Raw genomic sequence first — 18793 nt, forward strand, 5'->3', positions numbered from 1 at the left:
CGAACGAATGCCATATCCTTGGTAGCATCTTCAAGTAAAAGCGTATATCACTGTCTTAATCACTTCGAAAGATAAGGGCTTAAGATTACTCATGTGCGGTTTGGTCGGTTTCTTTTCACCTAATAACAACACACTCAATCAAGAGAATCAGCACCGCATTCTTGCGGAAATGACTACCGAAATCACATCTCGTGGCCCGGATGATCATGGCCTATGGTGCGATTCGGAACATGGGGTTGCATTGGGGTTTCGTCGTCTTTCCATTCAGGATTTATCCCAGGCCGGGCACCAACCGATGGTATCAGCCTGTGGGCGTTATGTTATGGTTTTTAATGGCGAGATTTATAATTTCCAAGACCTACGCCAAAATCTGAACCAAAACGAACAAATCACATGGCACGGACATTCCGACAGCGAAGTTATTCTCGCCCTTGTCAGTCGTTTTGGAATTGAAGCCACTTTAACCAAGCTCAGTGGTATGTTTGCCATTGCCCTTTGGGACAAACAGGAAAAATCACTCACCCTTGCACGCGATCGCATGGGTGAAAAACCACTTTATTTCGGGCAGGAAAACGGAACCTTTTTCTTTACCTCTGAAGTTAAAGCCCTTTACCCTCATCCTGATTTCAGTGCCACGATCAATGATGGTGCAGTTGCTGCTTACCTGCGTTTTGCCTACGTCCCCGATCCGTTATCGGTTTTTAAAAATATAACCAAGCTGGAGCCGGGTCATTTTGTACGTATTGAGTCTTCTGGACAAGTTACAAACAAAGCCTTTTGGTCACCGCGCGATATATTTATGTCCGCACGCAGCAAACCATTTGAAGGCAGTCGTGACGACGCTGCAAACGAATTAAATGATCGCCTGCTTTCTGGCATCAAACAACGCATTGTCGCCGATGTTCCCCTTGGCGCCTTTCTATCCGGTGGGATCGACAGTTCCACCGTTGTCGCCTTGATGAAGGCCGTCGCCCCCGACCGAGTACGCAGTTTCGCCATCGGGTTTGACAATCCGCGCTTTGATGAAAGCCCCCATGCCGAAGCCGTTGCGCGTCATTTAAATACCGAACACACAACGTTTAAAATGAGTGAGCGCGACTGCCTCGACGTGATCCCTGATTTGCAGGATGTGTACGACGAACCCTTTGCTGATCCTTCACAGGTGCCCACAACCCTGCTTTGCCGTCTTGCCCGTCAACATGTCACCGTCAGTATGGCAGGCGATGGCGGGGATGAATTATTTGGCGGTTATGGTCGATACTGGGACGCCAGTGCCCATTGGCGCAAAGTCCACAACCTGCCAGCATGGCGCAAGGCATTAAACCGAAAAATATTGATGGGTTTATCAAACAGCCCCTCCCGACTTGCCCGTAACGTGCGCAAGAAATTCAACCGCTTACATCACGACAACGCCGCACAATATTACGCCAATCACATGAGCCGCTGGCGCGTGGATGAGGGGCTTTATCCCCCCAAACGCCTCAGCCCGAATATTTATGATGATGATCTTGCCTTAAACGATGACATCTCCCTTGAACGGGCCTTCATGCATCGTGATACCCAAGCCTATCTGCCCAGCAACCTTTTGGTTAAAACGGATCGGGCCAGCATGTCTTGCGGACTGGAAATTCGTGCCCCACTTCTGGATCATAACTTAATCGAATTTATCTGGTCCTTACCCGATGCCTACACCGTGGATGATCATAAAAAAGGGATTTTGCGTGATGTTCTTTATCGATATGTCCCACAAGACATTGTTGATCGCCCCAAACAAGGGTTTGAACCCCCCTTGATCGATTGGCTGCGTGGGCCCCTCAAGGACTGGGCAGATGATCTTCTCAGCGCGGATCGCATCAAAAACTCGCCCTATTATAACGCCAAAGTCGTCATGGCCCGTTGGCAAGATCATCGCAGCGGCAAACGCGCCTGGACCTACCCCTTATGGACCGTTCTCATGCTGGAAGCCTGGCTGGATAAACATCAAAAGCGACGTGGGTAGAGATCTGATAGAGCTACGAAGGGAAAGCGACGACAAGACAAAGACCCTGCTCCGTTGGGTTATCTGTTAAATGGACCGACGCGCCGTGCATTTCTGCAATTCTTAAAACAATTGATAAACCTAAGCCACAGCCGTTCTCACCACTACCTTCAATACGATAAAATCTGTCAAATACACGTTTTCGACGCCCTTCAGGGATACCCGGCCCTGTGTCCAATATGCGTAAATTGATACATTCGTCAGATTTTTCGATGCTTACATCTACTGTCCCACCCTCTGGTGTATAACAAATTGCATTATTGAGAATATTTCGGACTAAAATCATTAAAAGATCAACATTGCCTGTGACAATGGCATCTTCATCTGTTCTCTTTGAAAAACCCAAGTCGATATTCTTCTCCATTGAATGCGTATTTTTACTCAGGACAGCTTGAATAACGACATCACTCAGATTGACTTTTTCCTGAGCTCCAAAGATGTTTTGATGATCAAGTCTGGCTAAAACCAATAACTGTTCAATAAGCCATACAGCGCGATCTGTGCCTTCCTTGATACGATCAAGCGCATCCGTCCTCTCTTTTTCATTGCGTGCATGTTGTGCGACTTGAGTATGGGTTCGAATAGCGGCAAGGGGGGTGCGCAGTTCATGAGACGCATCAGCCGTAAATCGGCGTTCTTTCTCAAGGAGCTTTCCTATTTTAGAGAAAAGGCCGTTCAAAGCGTCAATCAACGGCATAATCTCTGAAGGAACATTCCTTGTATTTAACGGTGCAAGATCATCCGCCGACCGCTTGATCACATTTTTCGTAACGACTTTTAAAGGTGCCACCCCCCAAGATACAGATAACCAAATCAAGATCGCCAACAAAGGAATGGCAAACCATACGGGGTGAAATAAATGGGTCGCGACATTTTTTGCGAAGGTCGATCGAAAATCGTATCGTTGGCCAACCTCGACATGGACACCATGATGATTTTTTATACCGTAAAAGCGCCAGTTTTCATTTTCGATGACTTTGTTGGAAAAACCTTTTTGCCAAGAATCCGTTGTAATGCGCGGCATGTTTGGTGAGGTAACAAGCAAATGTTTTTCAGCCGTCCATACACGATATGCAATCATCTGCGCATGGTTCGTTGGAAGCTCAAATACGGTTTTGGCCCTCACCTCACCGGCTTCCAATTCAGCCATCAAAACAAGTATTAATTCCGCCGCCTGAACTAAGCTGGCGTCCAGCATCTCATCTATTTGTTTTTTTGTGTCAAAATATGAAAAGAGTGCTGTCGCTAACCATGCACATACGACACTTCCGGCAAGAATAAAAAATAATCTTTGGCGCAAGGATCGTCTCATGGGTCTTCCTTTGGGATCATATAGCCAACACCGCGTATTGTTTTAATCAGTTCTGGATACAGCTTTCGTCTTATGTGATGGATATAAACCTCAATGGTATTGCTTTCGATTTCTTCTCCCCAACCGTACAGTTTTTCTTCCAATTGATTTTTGGAAAGAACACGCCCTGTATTCAACATTAATTCCTGTAAAGTTACAAATTCCCGATCAGAAAGAATGACCGGACTGTTGTCTAATGTGACAGTTCGATTGGAAGTCATCAATTTCACCCGATTATGGTGCAGGGTTGAATAAGATATCCCGTTTGCTCTACGTACCAACGCTCGTAATCTCGCTTGCAATTCTGCAAGGTCAAATGGCTTCGTCAAATAATCATCCGCCCCTGCATCCAAACCTGCAACACGATCTTCTATCGCATCGCGTGCAGTTAAAATTAAGACAGGCATGCTATTGTCTGACTTTCTCATATGCCGCAATAAAGTAAGACCATCCACCTTAGGCAAGCCGAGATCTAGCACAAGAGCGTCATATGCTGTTCCTCTTATCGCCGTTTCAGCATCTTCCCCGTCTTGCACCCAATCAACGGCAAAACCACCTTGTGATAGTCCTGTTACGATCCCTTGCCCCAACAAAACATCGTCTTCAATAAGAAGTATGCGCATACATTTTCCCTGCATCCTGTCGGAACGCTCTCAAGCTGTTGTGAATTTAACACCCTGAGAGCGTGCATGATTTTATTTCCCCAAGGGCGTCCAATTGGAATCTTCAAAGTATTTGCCATAGGCATTGTAGACTTTAACGACCTTTACTGCACCTGCCCGTTCATTTTTTCCACTTCCCATTTCGCTGACACCCTCGAAGATCGGATTCAAAATAATGTGAAGTTGCTCATCCTCTGCTTCCGGAAGATTGCAATTTTCAACCATGTAATCGATTTGTGTCTGAATTTCATTTGCCAGTTTCTTATATTCATCTGAAGGTAAGCGGTTCTCATGGATCTCTACCAACCGGGTATGGATAGAAGTCCGAATTGCTCCCATACTTTTGCGTAAGTGTTTGTCGCCTTTCCATTTTTGCCCTGCATTGAGCTTTGCCTCAACCATCATCTGTTCGCCATGTAAATGACTATCGGCTGCTAAACTTAAATTTGTGACACCAAAAAACAAACCCGCAGCTAAAAGGGCGGAAGCGATTTTCATTTTCGTAAACATTGGGTAAATCCTCATTTTCTTTTCCTGTAGGGAAATTTCGTTCCAAAAAGAAAATGGCTTTCTTATCTTAAACGCACCTTAAGAGGCGTTATCTGCTTTTATTGGATAGAAACCTGAATTCAAAAATGACTTCCGTTTAAATTAAGAAAAACTTATGAAAATATTGCGAATAATTCTCAAAAGTGATTTGTTAATTGAGATCACCCCTCCCTTATCCCGATATCTAGGAACTGCTAAACAATGGACTTTGATACCTTAACACTCGCACGTGGACTGCATGTCCTGTCTGTTGTTTTCTGGATCGGTGGTGTTGCGATGGTTACAACCGTTTTGCTACCGGCTGTGCGTAAAATGAAACAGCCGGAAGAAAGAATTATGTTCTTTGAAACCGTAGAACGGCGCTTTGCCCTGCAAGCCCGTTTGACAACTCTTCTGACCGGGCTCAGCGGTTTCTACATGCTTTATAAAATGGATGGCTGGTCCCTTTTCGCGACCCCTGGATATTGGTGGCTGCATGCCATGACAGGGGTATGGGCGGTCTTTACCTTGATCCTTTTTGTGCTGGAACCCCTTGTTTTACATAAGCTGTTCCACACTCAGGCCCAGAAAAATCCGGACCGCACCTTTCGCATCATACAAATCATGCATTGGGTACTTTTAAGCATAAGTGTCATCACCATTGCCGGGGCTGTTCTTGGCGCACATGGCTTGTTGTTTACCGCTTAAAGAGTAGAGCGGTTGATTTACATCGGCACACCCTATATACAGAGTTTTTTCGGGGGATGCTGGGACCGTCGTCATGTTTAATGAATTTAAAAAGAAATATATCAAGAACACATATCTATATGATTTATACCGTAGTTTCAGATATGGCACATATCATAAAGCCTATTCATTCTGGGCAGAAGATTTCTGGGTAGATAAAGCCACCACCAATATTCAGAACGGCACCTATGTCGATGTCGGATGTAATCATCCGGTTTTAGGGTCCATTACCTATCGATTATTCCAGCGTAACTGGTCCGGTGTAAACATCGATTTTGACCAGAAAAATATCGACCTTTGCAAGAAATATCGTCCCCACGATAAATCCTTCTGCTGTCCCATCTCTGACAATGAAGCAGATGTAGAGTGCTACAGTTTTGATGCTGGCAATGTCCTCAACACACTGGATAAAGACGCGGCAGATGAATGGGCGGAAAAAATGGGTAAGCCCTATAATGTCCGCACCATGAAAACCCGGACACTCAACGGCATTTTAAAAGAGGCCGGCATTCAGACCATTGATTTCCTGAACATTGATGTTGAAGGATTTGAAGATCAGGTTTTTAAAGGCTTCGATCTTTCTACATACGCCCCCAAACTTATCGCCTGTGAAATCCATATCGTTGATTTGCGGGAAATGAATAAATCATGGTCTTATAATCATTTGATTGAAAACGGTTATACCTTGATTTCAAAAATTGGCCCGACCTGTATGTTTAAGCGCAACGATTGTGACGAGATTTTTTATTAATCTGCGTTTGCTCTTTCTTGTTCAACGATAAACAGCATCAGAAACAGGCCGCTTGTCACAAAATAAGAGACCTGCCACCACATACTCCAATAAGAGAAATTAAACAGACCTGTTCCCCAATAAACCGCATTGACCGCTATGAAACCCAGCATGGCAAATGACGCGGTGCTCAGATAAACACGTAAGGATTTAATAAAAATCCAACAGACCATTATCACAAATGGGATCGCCCCAATAATGCCACCATCCAGCATCATTTCCACAATCCAGTTATGCGGATGACTGGGTAAAGCCTGTACATCCAAAAAATTAACTAATGGCGTCCCTTTCTGCGCCATATAATCCAAAAGCGATATCTCAGCCATCGGGTGGTAGTTTGACGCGTTCAATCCAAAACCGACCCACGGACTATATTCAATTAAATCAAAGGAAAACTTCCAAATTAATTGACGATGTAAATCGACCAACCACACAGGTATTAAGGCAATCTTGCTATTCTCTCGACTACTAAAAACCGTTTGTTCCGGTAACCAAACAACCGCAACTACGATCCCAATTGCAAGAACCACAAAGAAAAGAGTCAAACGGCGTAGACGACTTTGAGGGTCCGTCAGCAAGATAAACACGCTACAGAGTGCGACCAGTATCAGTCCCAACAAACTGACTTTAGAAGACTCAGACATAATATGGGTCATACATAAGCCGATATTGACAATACCCAATATTTTCCAGAAAGCGGCATGTCGAGTCGCAACGATATATAGGCAAGCAGGAATTGTTAGGACAAATCCATTAACCAAAGCCTTGGGTAACCCTTTTGAGAGAAACAACGCAGCAAGCATCACGATAAAAATTGATGTCACGAGACTGTAAAGTGCAACGTTCAACTGGTGACGTAAACAAAACAGGATATAAAAGACTAACCCTGCCACAACAAATGTGCGCGCCCATGCTTCTGCTGACAAACCAACTCGCAAGGAAAAAGGTATATTCACAGCCAAAGCTAGGGCTACAATAGCGACCCCGGTCATCAACCTTTTATCCAAATAAGGACGCAGCGCCTGAACGATTTCACGATGATTGACACTAACCAGCGTCAGGATCAAAGCAAGCCCCAGGAAAATACCGATAACCGCACGGCCCATATATAACGATGCAATTGATGTTCCCAGTAAAAGACTGGCAGCATTCAATCGCATTTCTTTGGAAAATAGGGCAGTCATCATTGCAGCCTGTGTTGGTCAAACGTCCCAACTTAGTAAGTTGTCCATAGCCCTTGATCAAGGAAAAAAGAAGCGGCTAAAGAAAGACCTTAGCCGCTTTTGCAAGTTTGACAGTGGTTGATAGAGAGGTTAATGGCTTGTCCCGGCGGAATAGGAGATCTTGTTCCAGACGTTATACTTGCCAACCGGCTTTTTCATCGGGATGCGTTTGACTTCTTCGAAAGTTTCAGCGTCATAGACAACAAGCGCGCCGTCCATATCCCAAACCGAAACCAGCGCATATTTACCATCACGGGTAAATTCCACATGGGCATTGGTTTTGCCTGGCTGCGGGTTAATGGTTTTCACAATTTCCAGTGTCCGCTTATCAATGATGTGTAACAAATCACGGTCTTTGCCAAAGAATACATCCGTCCAAGCATAAGGGGTATTTTCATGAGATCGCATGAAGAAACCAGGCCCCTTAGTCTTGATTACCTTGATCGTATTCCAGCTTTCCATATCGATCACACTGATCTTACCTTCTTTCAGGTGCGGGGTCGCCATAACGGGTGTCCCCTTGTAGGTCCATGTGATACCAGACCCTAAATGCGGCATTCCGGCCAAATCAAGATTTGCAATCTTTTTCCCGGCATCCAGATTGTAAGCAACCCCGTGTACCCCGTCACGTGAGGCCCCAAAGACATTGATGTAATCCTGATCAAAAAAGAAATCATCGAGATAATCATCCAGCCCAATCCGCTTGTAGCTGAGTGTACCCGTCTGTGTGATTTCAACTTCTTTTTCCTTACCGCGATAATCATGAACAAAGGCCCCATATTTGGGATCCGCATCCGGATCGTAAGTAATTTCCCAAACTTCTTTCATATCTTTAAGCGCGGCAATAAAGCTTTGGCGCGGGGGCGCATTATAAACGGCACTGACGCGTGACGAATTCCCCTTCCCGTCTGATACATCAATATATTTAACGGGCTTCAAAGTTTCAGCTTCCAGAACAACCAGAGAATGCGGCAGATAGTTGCCCGCAATAACCCATTTCCCGTCACTGGACACTGCAATATTGCGCATATTCACCGCTACACGGATTTCAGCCACCAATTGCAGGGTATAAAGATCATATTTTGACACCCAGCCATCGCGGGAGCCCAGATACACAAAACGTCCGTCGGGTGAATATTTCGCACCGCCATGCAGGGCAAAACGTGATTTAAATCGCCAAAGCGGTTCAAACTTGTCGCCATCCAGAATGGTTACACTGTGATCCCCGGTTTCCACCACGGTAAACAGGTTTAACGGATCACTGTCAAAAACCGGCTTAGCGGGAAGGCGAGATGGGATGACATGGACTTCGTGGGTTTCTTTCATCTGGTCGATATCCCATGTCGGCAATTTGCCCAACGGGGTATAGATAAAATCGACCAAAGCCTTGATCTCTGCTTCGTTTAACTGTTCCTCAAACGCGGGCATTTGTGTTGCGGCACGACCATTTTTAATGACACTGATTGCGCTTTTTTTACGTAAGCGTTTCAGGTTTTCCGGCAATAAAGCCGGACCAATAGCACCAAAACGGTTTACGCCGTGGCAGCTTGCGCAATTTTCTTTAAAAACCTCTTCTACATTCACGTCGCTGGCATTTGCGTTAAACGACAAGCTGACCGCGAAAATGGCTGAAGCCCCGAGGAATTTTTTCATCATTTTTTCTTAACCCTTATTCTGCTGCCGCATCTTTGCTGTTCGGCAAACCAATTTCGTCATCACTCAAATAACAGCCCGGATCTTCGGTCCAATAATCATTGGTTACACGATGTGCGCGACAACGTGTATTGCCATTGCATACATCCAGATAAGCACATTCTGCACAACGCCCCGTCACTGGGCGCGGACGTTGTTTCAACCCTGCCATTAACGGATCACTGGTATCTTGCCAAATATCCCCGAACGCACGCTCTTTGACATTGCCAAGCTTGTGATGCCACCACATTGTATCAGGATGAACATTGCCCAGGTTGTCGATATTGGCGACATTCTGACCGGATGCGTTTCCGCCCCACTGGATCAGTTTTTTATGGAAATGTTCAGCCTTGTCGGGGAAATTTTTGCGCACCCAATGCAGCATGTACACCCCGTCGGCATCGTTATTGCCCGTGGTCACTTCCAGTTCGCGGCCTTCTTGCAGGTTTTGCCAACACAGATCAAACAACATATCCATTGCCCAACGGGTATGTTGGAAATAGGCATCATCGCCCTTGTTCTTGTTTCCCCGTCCGGCATAGTTCAAATGCGACAGATAGAACTTGTTCACATCTTCCTGTTTCAACAAATCGAGAATTTTGGGGAATTCGTTCACATTGTCTTCGGTCAGGGTAAAACGCAAACCGATTTTAAGATCTCGTTCCCGACAGAGGCGAATACCTTTCAACGCCTCCTCATAGGCCCCTTCTTTCACGCGGAAAGCATCGTTTACCGCCCCAATCCCATCAATACTGACCCCGACATATTCATAATTAATACGCGCAATATCATCGATATTGTCTTCGGTGATCAAAGTGCCGTTACTGGAAAGCGCCGTATAAAAGCCCATCTCTTTTGAACGTTGGGAAATTTCAAAAATATCAGGGCGCAATAAAGGTTCCCCACCGGACAGGATCAAGACCGGAACGCGTGCGGCCTTTAAATCCACCATTGTATCGAAAACTTCCTGTGTACTGAGTTCACCGCGAAACGGTTTATCAACAGACCCGGCGTAACAATGCTTGCAGCCCAGATTGCACTGGCGCACCAGATTCCAAATGACAACCGGTCCCGGAGGGTCGCGATGTTCGCGCGCCTCGCTCGGGCTGACCAATTCCTTCATCATGGCGGAAATTCGAAACATGTTTCTGGTCCTTTTCTTTCGTTCAGGCGATACGCAAGCCGGTTTTTTTCAGTATTTTGGAACTGAACAAAACTTCATGGCCGCGATCATCCTCGCCCAGCATCTGCGCAATCATTTCGACACGCTTCATGCAGGTTTCTTTATCTTTGCCATGTACCATAGCAAAAAGATTGTAATTCCAGATCGGTTGATGACGCGGGCGTTCATAACAATGGCTGACAAAATCCAGCGCACCGATTTTCTCCCCGATCTCTTTGACCTTTTCATCCGGCACATCCCATGTGCTCATGCCATTGGCGGTATAGCCCAGCGCGTAATGGTTCGGCACCGCCCCGATGCGGCGGATAACACCCGCATCCAGCATGGCATTCAATCGCTGGCGAACCTCGTCACCGGACAGGCCGATTTCAGCACCGACGGCCTCATAAGGGGCTTCCACCAGGGATAAGCCTTCCTGTGTCGCCTTGATGATTTTGCGATCGGTTTCGTCCATTTGCCAGTTGCTCATACTTCGAACCTCAAACCGATAAAAAACTCTTGCTTCTTCGGCATGTTATAAACCTGATAGCCGGTCGCCTCGGTAATTTCGTGGCAGCACTCTTCCACACGGTCCGGTGTTTCTGTTGCCAAAACGAACCACATATTCAGTTCATGTTCGCGTTTATAGTTATGGGCCACTTCGGGAAAGGCATTAACGATGTCATTCACCCGATCAAAATCATCTTCCGGTATGGACAAGGCTGCCAACGTCAAACCGCCCCCCATACGTTCCGCATGATACATAGGACCAAAACGCGATAAAACACCGCTTTCACGCAGGCGTGTCAATTTGGCAAGGACCGTTTTTTCATCACTGCCGAGTTGTTCGGCCACATCGTGAAAGGGACGTTCAGATACCGGAAAGCCGTTTTGTAATTCATTAATAAGCTGGCGGTCCAAATCATCCAATTCAATCGGATCTATTTTGCGTCTCATTGTGCGGCCCTTTGTAAGCTGACATTTGCCGGGCGACAGTCATTATAGCGGGCACCACGTTGTTTAAAACGCCGGGTGCTGAACAAAATATCGCGTTTGACATCCGCTAAATCATTTTCGTGCACCAACTGGTCCACATGACCCAATACATGAGCACGGTCTTTTGCATGGATCATACAGAACAGATTATAGGGCCAATCAGGTAAACGTTTATTACGTTCATAACACAAAGTGACAAAATCATATTGGCTAAAAGCCTGACCGATTTCATCAATACGTTCAATGGGAATTTCCCAAACGCACATTCCGTTGCAGCGATAGCCCAATTCGTGATGGCGTACAATCACACCAAACCGTTTAAGTGTTCCATTATCCAACAAATCATTCAGGCGTTCGAGTACAATCTCTTCCGCCATACCCAGTTGGTCGGCAATGACCTTGTAAGGTTCTGCGACCAAGGGAAGTCCGCCCTGTAAAGCTTCCAAAATCAGGTAATCTTGTTCTAGGAGTGCCATTTTAGATCGAACCCCAAATCAAGGTGAAAATCTTTCAACATACGCAAGACCAGAACCTGCAAGCCCGTTTCCTCTTCAATCTCCGCAACCGCGCAATCCAGCGCCGCCTTGGAGGACGTATTCAGAACAAACCACATATTATAGTCATGTTCACGCAAATAGTTATGGTTTACATCATCGCGGGCATTGATATAGGCCGCAACCTGTTCAATTTTATCTTCATCCACCTGCAACGCCGCCAAGGTACTGGCCCCGATACTGCCGGGTTTTACAATCCCGCCAATCCGCGACACATGCCCGCTTTCTTTTAAACGAGACAAACGATCAATGACCTCGTTTTCATCAATTCCCAGTCGGTTCGCCACCTCAAGATAAGGGCGCGAACACAAAGGAAACCCACGCTGAAAATCATTAAGCAGATGTTTGTCGATTTCATCCATCATCTTACAGGCCGATCTTGTGCGCACGATCCGTAAAGAAAATGCCGCTAGGTTTGGTTGCTTCGATGGAACCCGTTTTTTCAAAAATATCGGTGCGATAGATATCAACGCGGTTTTCATCGCGAACAGACATCCAGACCTTTTCGCCGCGTGGTGTAAATTCCATATGCAGCACGCCTTTGCCGGGCTTCATCGTCTTGATAATTTTAAGTTGCTGCACATCAATAACCTGAATGGTATCGTTTTTGGGAACAGAGAAGTTCACCCAGATATACTTTCCACCAGGTTGCGCCATTGCAAAGATCGGCTGACCATGAACCGGAATGCGTCCAACTTCTTGCCATGTGTTTTTATCCAACACCAGCAATTCATGACGCCCAACCGCAGGCAAGAACATTAAATCACCGGCAACCGCCCATCCTTCCAGATGCGGCATTTTATAAACAGGCAGTTTTTGTTCGCCTTTACCATAATGGTCTAAAATGCGGGTAACCCCTTTATCTTCATTCCACAAGTCCAGCTTTGCCAGACCGTCTTCGCCAAACAGGCCCGCAACGTAATAACGACCATCAGGGCTGATTAAGGCATCATATGGGTTGGTACCGATATCCTTAAATTTCGTAATTGCCGGTGTCAGGCCTTTTGAAAAATCCAGTTTCCAAATCTCACCATCATCCCACAGGCTGACCATAAAGATATTTCCCGGCGCATCGGTCAACCCAACAGTTTTAGAACCATTATTTGCCGGAATATCGGCGACCATTTCCAAAGTGTTTGCATCAAATACACGCACACCGCCCGGTTCGTAGTTGGAAACCGCAACCAGTTTGCCATCTTGGGAAATCGCACCGCCAATGGAATTGCCGCCTTGAATAACCCGTTTGACCAATTCACCTTTCAGGATATCCACTTTACTGAGGCCACCATCACGCCCAAACACATAAGCATAACGCGCATCACGGGAATAAACCGCCGAAGCATGGGATAAATCACCCAGTCCATTCACCCGCGAAATTGTCTCGTCCTTGGTGTTGTCAACAACCAGAACCGAGCCTGTCGCCCGTTCAATCACGATCCCCATATCGCCGGTGCCACGGACCAAGCCATCGCTGGCACACGCCGACAAGAATAGAGCACTACCGAGCAAACCGGCTGTTGAGATTTTTTTCAGGTGTTTGAAGAGTTTCATTGTTTTTTCAATCCGTCGCGCAATTGCTTGATAAGGAAATAGGCTTCTTCTTCTGCGATAATTTCTTTCCACGGCGGCATCGCCGTCTCAGGAATTCCGTTCAATATAATATCGGCTAAGGTTTCATCTTCCATTGCTTCCAAACGTTCCGGCAATAAGGGAGACCCTAAACCACCTGTGCGTTTCAAGCCATGACAAGACCCACAGTCCTGCTCCAGAAAATTGAGCAATTCCGCCTTTCTGTCTTGTGCGATCTCGGCCTGTGCCGTCCCGCAGAAGATCAGAACGCCACACAATGCTTTAACGCATTGCGCAAAGGGTCTCTTCAGATGTAACATCACATAAATCCAAGCCATTGTCTTGCCAGTTCAGGGTTTGCGCCAAGGCCACGACCTTCCCGATAATAAACAAAGTCGGTGGGCAGAATTCAGCCGCCATCACTTCGTCATAAACCTTATCCAGTGTCGAAATAATTTGGCGTTGATCTTCTGACAATCCTTTTTCAATTGCTGCAACAGGTGTGCTCGCGGGCAAACCATGCGCAATCAGTTTTTCAGAAATCAAACCGATGCTGGATACCCCCATATAGACCACAAGCGTCGTTTGGTCGCACGCAAGACTCGCCCAGTTTAAGGCCAGATCCCCGTCATTGCGACGATGCCCCGTCACATAACGTACCCCGGTGGAATATCCCCGATGGGTCAGCGGAATGCCGTTAATACTGCTGCATCCTTGTGCCGCTGTGATACCAGGGACAACTTCAAACGGAATGCCGTGTTTCAAGAGATGCTCGGCTTCTTCACTACCACGCCCAAAAATATAAGGATCCCCCCCTTTAAGGCGGACCACCTTGCGGCCTTGCTTCCCTAGGCGTACCAAAATATCATTGATTTCGTCCTGAGAATGATGATGATTACCCGGCTGCTTGCCCACATAAACCCGTGTGGTATTAGACGGGATCATATCCAGAATTTGGTCGGAAACCAGACGGTCGATAACAACCACCTCGGCCTCGGATATCAAACGATGTGCCTTTACAGTCAACAGATCGGGATCCCCCGGTCCGGACCCCACCAGAAACACATTTACATCAGCGTAGGTCGTCACTTTTGCCACTCCTGATAAACACGCAAAGTCAGGAAAAATTCCAGTCTTGCACCCGCCCCCCAAAGGCTTCGTTCATGGTCTGAATTCCTATCATATTCAGCGTTGAAAAGTGTTTGATGTTGATCAAAGCAAAGGCAAAATAATTTGAAAATACGATATATCCATCTGATTAAATTGATAAATTTAAATAACAATATAAAAATTATGGAAAAATGATTACATGAAGATAAAACTTAACCAAGCTCAAATCTTTTCAAAAAAAGACGAGCGATAATCTGATTCCTAAAATATAACGCAGAAGGGATGAGAGCATGACAAAATCGGGTTTGCATGTCGTTGTCGTCGGGCACGGATCAACCAGACGTCCTCATGCCGCAAATTCCACCCATGACCTTTCGCGTTTTTTATTCCATAGCAATCATTTCAATGCGGTTCACTGTGGCTTTATGAAACAGGAGCTGAAAGTGCGCGCCTTGTTGCAATGCCTGCCCGATGGGATTGATCTTGAAGTTCTGCCGCATTTCGCCGCAGCCGGGGCCTTTGTAAACGACCACCTTCAATCTTGCCTGGAGGTGGAACGCAAACGTTTTCGCAGCGCACGCATTCATCGCCCGCTTGGGCTTCACCCCGGCATTTCACGCCAAATTGCCATGAAAGCCAAACAGCATCATGCCGATGACGTGATTATCGTCGCCCATGGATCCAGCGTCAGTACCGGTCCGGCCTTGACGGCACAAAATTTATGTCGTGACTTATGCGACCAAGGCATTTCCACCCATGTCTTGTTTCTATCCAACAAGCCGCAATTAAATGATTGGCGCGATTTACAGCTTGGGCGCAATGTCTTGGTCTGTCCGATTCTTGCCGGACGCGGCACCCACCTGTGCGAGGATGTGCCCAATGCCTTTTCACTGGATGATATTCCACGTGCCGGGTTGCCCTATATCGTCGCCGGTCATTGTATCACGTTTGATTATCCCCTGATGGATGCTCGTCTCTTGGCTGATCTGGCCTTGGAAGACCTCCGCCAGGCCACCCCTGTACAACAAGCTGCCGATGCAGTCCGATTGCTATCCTAATCTTTCTTTTTCAATCGACCGTAACAGTTCCACGCATTCCTTCACGTTCCCAATGAGGACCGCACAGATAGGGGTATTCGCCTTTTTCAGTGAAAGGGAATTCCCAAAATTCAATGGGGAAGAAACGTTCACTTTCTTCTTTGCCCGCTTCCTTTAACCAGACACTATGACTGGTCCGTTTATCCACATTGACAAAACGCACGGTGGTTCCAGCTTTTACAGTCAGCTGCTTTGGGCAAAAGTTATAATTATAAAGCTTTACAACACGCATGCCCTCATCGGACGGAAGCTCGCCTTTAATTTCCTGATAACGGGCTTCCGCTTCTTCACAAACATCATCGGCATGTGCAGAACCGATCATCATCACCCCTGCAAGCAACACAAATGCAACCGTTTTTGATAACATCATTTCTCTTCCTTTTTTCGTTAGCAAAAAACAAAAAACCCGACTGAGAGTATGAAGTCTCAGTCGGGTCTATGCAAGATCAGCTTTTAAGTAAACTTATTGCTGCATCACTTTGATTTGTGTATCTGGGCTGTCCAACTGCATCTTATATTCCAAAGAAACATGGTGGAAACGGGCATTGGTGTGGTCATCGTGAATAGCGAAACCAACCATATACTCTTTACCCGGTTCGAACGAGATATCGCCAACTTCGTTGGAGATCAACGGACGTTGCATTGTCACAGTCCAGACACCGTCTTTCAGTTCAGCCTGACCTGTCACATCGATGCCTTTACCCATCACACGCTGCTCAAGAACATAACCGTTTTCAAACTGGCCGCCGTTTCCACTTTTGAAACGGAGCAAATCAAGGAATGTTCCATCTTTCAACAGCGCATCAATTTCGTCTTGAGATTTCAGCTTGTCCCACGCACCGCGCGGTTTACCGCCACGTCCTTTGTATTCGAACTCAGTACGTGTTTCGTTCAGATACTTGGTAATGCCTGTGGAAACATCAAGACGGCTCGCCGCCTCACCTTCCGGTTTTTCCGGTGCATCCGGCATGTAACGGCTGTCATTATGACAGGTCGCCCAACATCCTGCTTGCGCACCAAAGAACTCTTCCTTCATCGGGGAGATCATCATGGCAAGCTTGATCTGATTGTCCTTATCCATTTTGCCGCCTTCGACAAATGGTGCCGCATTGTTTTCACCTGTATCTTTCCAGGAAACTTGGAAGTAAACGTTCTGTGCGTCATGCGCAGCTTTGACTTCAGCTTGAATAGAACCGGCTTTCCCAGGGATCGGTGTCGGTTCAGCTTTTTCACCACCAACGATCTTTTTACCCATGTCCGGCTGTTCTTTACCGTGACATTCTGAGCAACGATCACCAGTTTTAGAGACCGCACGAGCCCCCCCGTGATCTTTTCCTTGGAAGACCCATTCCATCGAGGCTTGGCCCGGATAGAACAGCGGTACTTTTAGACCTTCAACACCGGCCCAATTAATTGAACCACCAGCTGCACCACCCGCAGCAGCCGGAGCTGCTGCAGAAGAAGCTGCATTGCCTGCACCACCAGCCGGAGCCGCAATGGTAATGGCATTGATCTGTGCATCCGGGTTGTTCAGGCCGAGATACCAATCGATAGAGACATGGTGGAAACGAGCGTCTGTAAAGTCATCATGGATAGCAAAACCAACTTTATAAAGTTTTTCTGCTTCGAATGAAACATCACCCGCTTTATCGGAGCTCAATTTACGTGTCATGTAGAGAACGTTTTTACCGTCCACTTCTTCATGCACAAACTCAACACCTTGACCACCCGTCATAACACGTTGTTCTAAAACATGACCGTCTTCAGACGTTTTGGTTCCACTGTTATAGCGCAACAAGTCAAGGAACAGCCCGTCTTTCAACAAAGCGTCAATCTCTTCCTGAGATTTCAGTTTGTCCCAAGCACCACGTTTTTTGCCGCCGCGCCCTTTATATTCAAACTCGGTACGGGTTTCGTTCAGATACTTGGTAATGCCTGTGGAGACATCCAGACGGCTCGCCGCCTCACCTTCCAGCTTCTCCGGTGCATCCGGCATATAGCGGCTGTCATGGTGACAAGTTGCCCAGCAACCGGCCTGTTCCCCAATTTCGGACTTACCGGAATTGATCATCATCGCCAATTTGAACTGATTTTCCGTATCCATTTTGCCACCGTCAACAAACGGTACCGGTGTATGCGGGTTAGAAGCCCATTCATAACGCATATAAAGGTTATTGCCATCGTTTGCCGCTTTGACGTTCATTTTGATCGCCGCTGCTTTACCCGGAATCGGTGAGGCTTCGGCCTTTTCACCGCCGACAATTTTAGCACCCATTGCGGGGACTTCTTTAATATGACATTCCGCACAACGATCGCCGGTCTTACTTACAGCACGCGCGCCGCCATGGTCTTTCCCACGGAAAATCCATTCCAGCGAAGTCTGCCCCGGATACATTAAATCAACATCCGCACCCGGAATGGCATCCCATGCAACAGCTTGTGCACTTCCGCCACCGGCAGAAGCACCCGCTTTTGCCGCTGCTTCACGCGCTGCTGCTGCCTTCGCTGCCGCTTCTTCAGCTGCTTTTTGCTTGGCTTCCTCTTCAGCTTTTGCTTTTGCTGCTTTTTCCGCCGCAATCCGTTTCACTTCTTCGCGTGGATCAAGGACGTCCAAACGGGCCGGGTTCGGCTTGCCGTCATAAAACGTTTCTTCATCTTCAATCAAATGATGAACTTTACGGTGAGCAATCCCTTTGTGACAGTCAATACACGTCATGCCATCTTGTTTGGCATTTTGGTGCTGTTTCCATGCACGCGGTTTTTGTTTTTCGTCCGTCATCGCATCCCATGAGTGACAGTTACGGCACTCACGCGAGTCAGTTTCTTTCATCGCCTTCCAAACATTTTTAGCCAACGTCAGACGTTTAGCTTCAAATTTATCCAGCGTATTAATTTCACCGGTTAACCAGTACAGAACCTCTTTAGAGGCTTGGATTTTACGTACAATTTTGTAAATCCAAGGACGGGGGACGTGACAATCCGGGCAGGTTGCCTGCACGCCAGTCCGGTTCTTATAGTGAATAGTTTGTTGGTATTCTGGATAAACTGCCTGATCCATTTCATGGCAGGTTATACAGAATTCCATTTTGTTGGTTGCTTCCATTGCCGTGTTGAAAGCACCCCAAAATACAATACCGCCGATAAAGATAACAGCCGCACCAATAAGGCTGGCACCTAGAATCTTCATTTTAAACAGGCGTGAAAGAAAGCTACCCTCGGCCATCGATCAATCCTCAAAGTAGGGGGTGAACGGGAAAAAATAATTCCCGTGTAA

19 protein-coding genes are annotated in these 18793 nt (G+C 46.7%); 4 read left to right on the top strand and 15 right to left on the bottom strand.

The genetic code is table 11. The features are described from left to right. Nucleotides 1-91: 91 nt before the first annotated feature. The gene (asnB, locus tag ACI0FF_RS15985; RefSeq protein ID WP_419797760.1) at nt 92-1999 is read left to right on the top strand and encodes an asparagine synthase (glutamine-hydrolyzing); all 1908 of its coding nucleotides are present in this window, start codon (nt 92-94) and stop codon (nt 1997-1999) included. Nucleotides 2000-2012: 13 nt separating this feature from the next. Here the strand turns inward: asnB and ACI0FF_RS15990 are convergent, their stop codons facing one another. The 3 genes from ACI0FF_RS15990 to ACI0FF_RS16000 all read right to left on the bottom strand — a co-directional run bounded on the left by ACI0FF_RS15990 (nt 2013) and on the right by ACI0FF_RS16000 (nt 4561). Continuing rightward, a complete protein-coding gene (locus ACI0FF_RS15990; RefSeq protein WP_419797761.1) occupies nt 2013-3350 on the bottom strand; it encodes an ATP-binding protein in 1338 nt (445 codons plus the stop codon). After that, nucleotides 3347-4012 carry a response regulator gene (locus ACI0FF_RS15995; protein ID WP_419797762.1) on the bottom strand — a complete coding sequence of 222 codons (666 nt, stop codon included), beginning with the start codon at nt 4010-4012 and terminating at the stop codon, nt 3347-3349. Before ACI0FF_RS15995 ends, ACI0FF_RS15990 begins: the two co-directional genes overlap by 4 nt. Before the next feature lie 72 nt (nt 4013-4084). Then, nucleotides 4085-4561, bottom strand: coding sequence for a hypothetical protein (locus ACI0FF_RS16000; protein WP_419797763.1), 477 nt, complete (start codon nt 4559-4561; stop codon nt 4085-4087). 240 nt (nt 4562-4801) lie between these two features. Between ACI0FF_RS16000 and ACI0FF_RS16005 the strand changes: the two genes are divergently transcribed. Both ACI0FF_RS16005 and ACI0FF_RS16010 read left to right on the top strand, forming a co-directional pair. Continuing rightward, nucleotides 4802-5287, top strand: a complete 486-nt coding sequence (locus ACI0FF_RS16005) for a hypothetical protein (RefSeq protein WP_419797764.1) — start codon at nt 4802-4804, stop codon at nt 5285-5287. A 73-nt stretch (nt 5288-5360) separates the two neighbouring features. Beyond that, nucleotides 5361-6077: an FkbM family methyltransferase gene (locus ACI0FF_RS16010; protein ID WP_419797765.1), complete on the top strand. Its 717-nt coding sequence runs from the start codon at nt 5361-5363 to the stop codon at nt 6075-6077. On the opposite strand, the gene ACI0FF_RS16015 is transcribed toward ACI0FF_RS16010, so the two are convergent. The 10 genes from ACI0FF_RS16015 to cobA form a co-directional block, all read right to left on the bottom strand. After that, nucleotides 6074-7300 carry an O-antigen ligase family protein gene (locus tag ACI0FF_RS16015; RefSeq protein WP_419797766.1) on the bottom strand — a complete coding sequence of 409 codons (1227 nt, stop codon included), beginning with the start codon at nt 7298-7300 and terminating at the stop codon, nt 6074-6076. The genes ACI0FF_RS16010 and ACI0FF_RS16015 overlap by 4 nt on opposite strands. A 129-nt stretch (nt 7301-7429) precedes the next feature. Further along, complete coding sequence (locus tag ACI0FF_RS16020) at nt 7430-8995, bottom strand: cytochrome D1 domain-containing protein (RefSeq protein WP_419797767.1); 1566 nt, start codon at nt 8993-8995, stop codon at nt 7430-7432. 13 nt (nt 8996-9008) lie between these two features. Continuing rightward, the gene (gene nirJ, locus ACI0FF_RS16025; RefSeq protein WP_419797768.1) at nt 9009-10175 is read right to left on the bottom strand and encodes a heme d1 biosynthesis radical SAM protein NirJ; all 1167 of its coding nucleotides are present in this window, start codon (nt 10173-10175) and stop codon (nt 9009-9011) included. Between the two features lie 22 nt (nt 10176-10197). Then, nucleotides 10198-10683 (bottom strand): Lrp/AsnC family transcriptional regulator, encoded by a 486-nt coding sequence (locus ACI0FF_RS16030; RefSeq protein WP_419797769.1) that lies wholly within the window; start codon nt 10681-10683, stop codon nt 10198-10200. Beyond that, nucleotides 10680-11150, bottom strand: a complete 471-nt coding sequence (locus ACI0FF_RS16035) for an Lrp/AsnC family transcriptional regulator (protein WP_419797770.1) — start codon at nt 11148-11150, stop codon at nt 10680-10682. Before ACI0FF_RS16035 ends, ACI0FF_RS16030 begins: the two co-directional genes overlap by 4 nt. After that, entirely contained in the window at nt 11147-11665 is a 519-nt protein-coding gene (locus ACI0FF_RS16040) for an AsnC family protein (protein ID WP_419797771.1), read from the bottom strand. Before ACI0FF_RS16040 ends, ACI0FF_RS16035 begins: the two co-directional genes overlap by 4 nt. Continuing rightward, nucleotides 11653-12108, bottom strand: coding sequence for an Lrp/AsnC family transcriptional regulator (locus ACI0FF_RS16045; RefSeq protein WP_419797772.1), 456 nt, complete (start codon nt 12106-12108; stop codon nt 11653-11655). The genes ACI0FF_RS16040 and ACI0FF_RS16045 overlap by 13 nt, the downstream gene beginning before the upstream one ends. A gap of 1 nt (nt 12109) precedes the next feature. Further along, nucleotides 12110-13294 (bottom strand): cytochrome D1 domain-containing protein, encoded by a 1185-nt coding sequence (locus tag ACI0FF_RS16050; protein ID WP_419797773.1) that lies wholly within the window; start codon nt 13292-13294, stop codon nt 12110-12112. After that, on the bottom strand, nt 13291-13632 hold the full coding sequence (locus tag ACI0FF_RS16055; protein WP_419797774.1) for a c-type cytochrome: 342 nt from the start codon (nt 13630-13632) through the stop codon (nt 13291-13293). Before ACI0FF_RS16055 ends, ACI0FF_RS16050 begins: the two co-directional genes overlap by 4 nt. After that, nucleotides 13595-14401, bottom strand: coding sequence for a uroporphyrinogen-III C-methyltransferase (gene cobA, locus ACI0FF_RS16060; RefSeq protein WP_419797775.1), 807 nt, complete (start codon nt 14399-14401; stop codon nt 13595-13597). The genes ACI0FF_RS16055 and cobA overlap by 38 nt, the downstream gene beginning before the upstream one ends. 311 nt (nt 14402-14712) lie before the next feature. On the opposite strand from cobA, the gene ACI0FF_RS16065 reads away from it, so the two are divergent. Further along, nucleotides 14713-15480, top strand: coding sequence for a CbiX/SirB N-terminal domain-containing protein (locus tag ACI0FF_RS16065; RefSeq protein ID WP_419797776.1), 768 nt, complete (start codon nt 14713-14715; stop codon nt 15478-15480). A gap of 10 nt (nt 15481-15490) precedes the next feature. On the opposite strand, the gene ACI0FF_RS16070 is transcribed toward ACI0FF_RS16065, so the two are convergent. Both ACI0FF_RS16070 and ACI0FF_RS16075 read right to left on the bottom strand, forming a co-directional pair. Further along, on the bottom strand, nt 15491-15889 hold the full coding sequence (locus ACI0FF_RS16070; protein ID WP_419797777.1) for a cupredoxin domain-containing protein: 399 nt from the start codon (nt 15887-15889) through the stop codon (nt 15491-15493). Nucleotides 15890-15982: 93 nt separating this feature from the next. Then, nucleotides 15983-18742, bottom strand: a complete 2760-nt coding sequence (locus tag ACI0FF_RS16075) for a NapC/NirT family cytochrome c (RefSeq protein ID WP_419797778.1) — start codon at nt 18740-18742, stop codon at nt 15983-15985. Nucleotides 18743-18793 lie beyond the last annotated feature (51 nt).

It is taken from the genome of Terasakiella sp. 4MB5A (genome assembly GCF_050058155.1).
GTDB lineage: Bacteria > Pseudomonadota > Alphaproteobacteria > Rhodospirillales > Terasakiellaceae > Terasakiella > Terasakiella halodenitrificans.

What these genes read in the sequence shown, in the direction of transcription:
- ACI0FF_RS16045 (WP_419797772.1), bottom strand. Translation starts at nt 12,108, where the DNA reads ATGATGGATGAAATCGACAAACATCTGCTTAATGATTTTCAGCGTGGG.
- ACI0FF_RS16075 (WP_419797778.1), bottom strand. Translation starts at nt 18,742, where the DNA reads ATGGCCGAGGGTAGCTTTCTTTCACGCCTGTTTAAAATGAAGATTCTA.
- ACI0FF_RS16065 (WP_419797776.1), top strand. Translation starts at nt 14,713, where the DNA reads ATGACAAAATCGGGTTTGCATGTCGTTGTCGTCGGGCACGGATCAACC.
- ACI0FF_RS16000 (WP_419797763.1), bottom strand. Translation starts at nt 4,561, where the DNA reads ATGTTTACGAAAATGAAAATCGCTTCCGCCCTTTTAGCTGCGGGTTTG.
- ACI0FF_RS16055 (WP_419797774.1), bottom strand. Translation starts at nt 13,632, where the DNA reads ATGTTACATCTGAAGAGACCCTTTGCGCAATGCGTTAAAGCATTGTGT.
- ACI0FF_RS16035 (WP_419797770.1), bottom strand. Translation starts at nt 11,150, where the DNA reads ATGAGACGCAAAATAGATCCGATTGAATTGGATGATTTGGACCGCCAG.
- ACI0FF_RS16050 (WP_419797773.1), bottom strand. Translation starts at nt 13,294, where the DNA reads ATGAAACTCTTCAAACACCTGAAAAAAATCTCAACAGCCGGTTTGCTC.
- ACI0FF_RS16010 (WP_419797765.1), top strand. Translation starts at nt 5,361, where the DNA reads ATGTTTAATGAATTTAAAAAGAAATATATCAAGAACACATATCTATAT.
- ACI0FF_RS16015 (WP_419797766.1), bottom strand. Translation starts at nt 7,300, where the DNA reads ATGACTGCCCTATTTTCCAAAGAAATGCGATTGAATGCTGCCAGTCTT.
- ACI0FF_RS16040 (WP_419797771.1), bottom strand. Translation starts at nt 11,665, where the DNA reads ATGGCACTCCTAGAACAAGATTACCTGATTTTGGAAGCTTTACAGGGC.
- nirJ (WP_419797768.1), bottom strand. Translation starts at nt 10,175, where the DNA reads ATGTTTCGAATTTCCGCCATGATGAAGGAATTGGTCAGCCCGAGCGAG.
- ACI0FF_RS15990 (WP_419797761.1), bottom strand. Translation starts at nt 3,350, where the DNA reads ATGAGACGATCCTTGCGCCAAAGATTATTTTTTATTCTTGCCGGAAGT.
- ACI0FF_RS16020 (WP_419797767.1), bottom strand. Translation starts at nt 8,995, where the DNA reads ATGATGAAAAAATTCCTCGGGGCTTCAGCCATTTTCGCGGTCAGCTTG.
- ACI0FF_RS16070 (WP_419797777.1), bottom strand. Translation starts at nt 15,889, where the DNA reads ATGATGTTATCAAAAACGGTTGCATTTGTGTTGCTTGCAGGGGTGATG.
- ACI0FF_RS15995 (WP_419797762.1), bottom strand. Translation starts at nt 4,012, where the DNA reads ATGCGCATACTTCTTATTGAAGACGATGTTTTGTTGGGGCAAGGGATC.
- ACI0FF_RS16005 (WP_419797764.1), top strand. Translation starts at nt 4,802, where the DNA reads ATGGACTTTGATACCTTAACACTCGCACGTGGACTGCATGTCCTGTCT.
- ACI0FF_RS16030 (WP_419797769.1), bottom strand. Translation starts at nt 10,683, where the DNA reads ATGAGCAACTGGCAAATGGACGAAACCGATCGCAAAATCATCAAGGCG.
- asnB (WP_419797760.1), top strand. Translation starts at nt 92, where the DNA reads ATGTGCGGTTTGGTCGGTTTCTTTTCACCTAATAACAACACACTCAAT.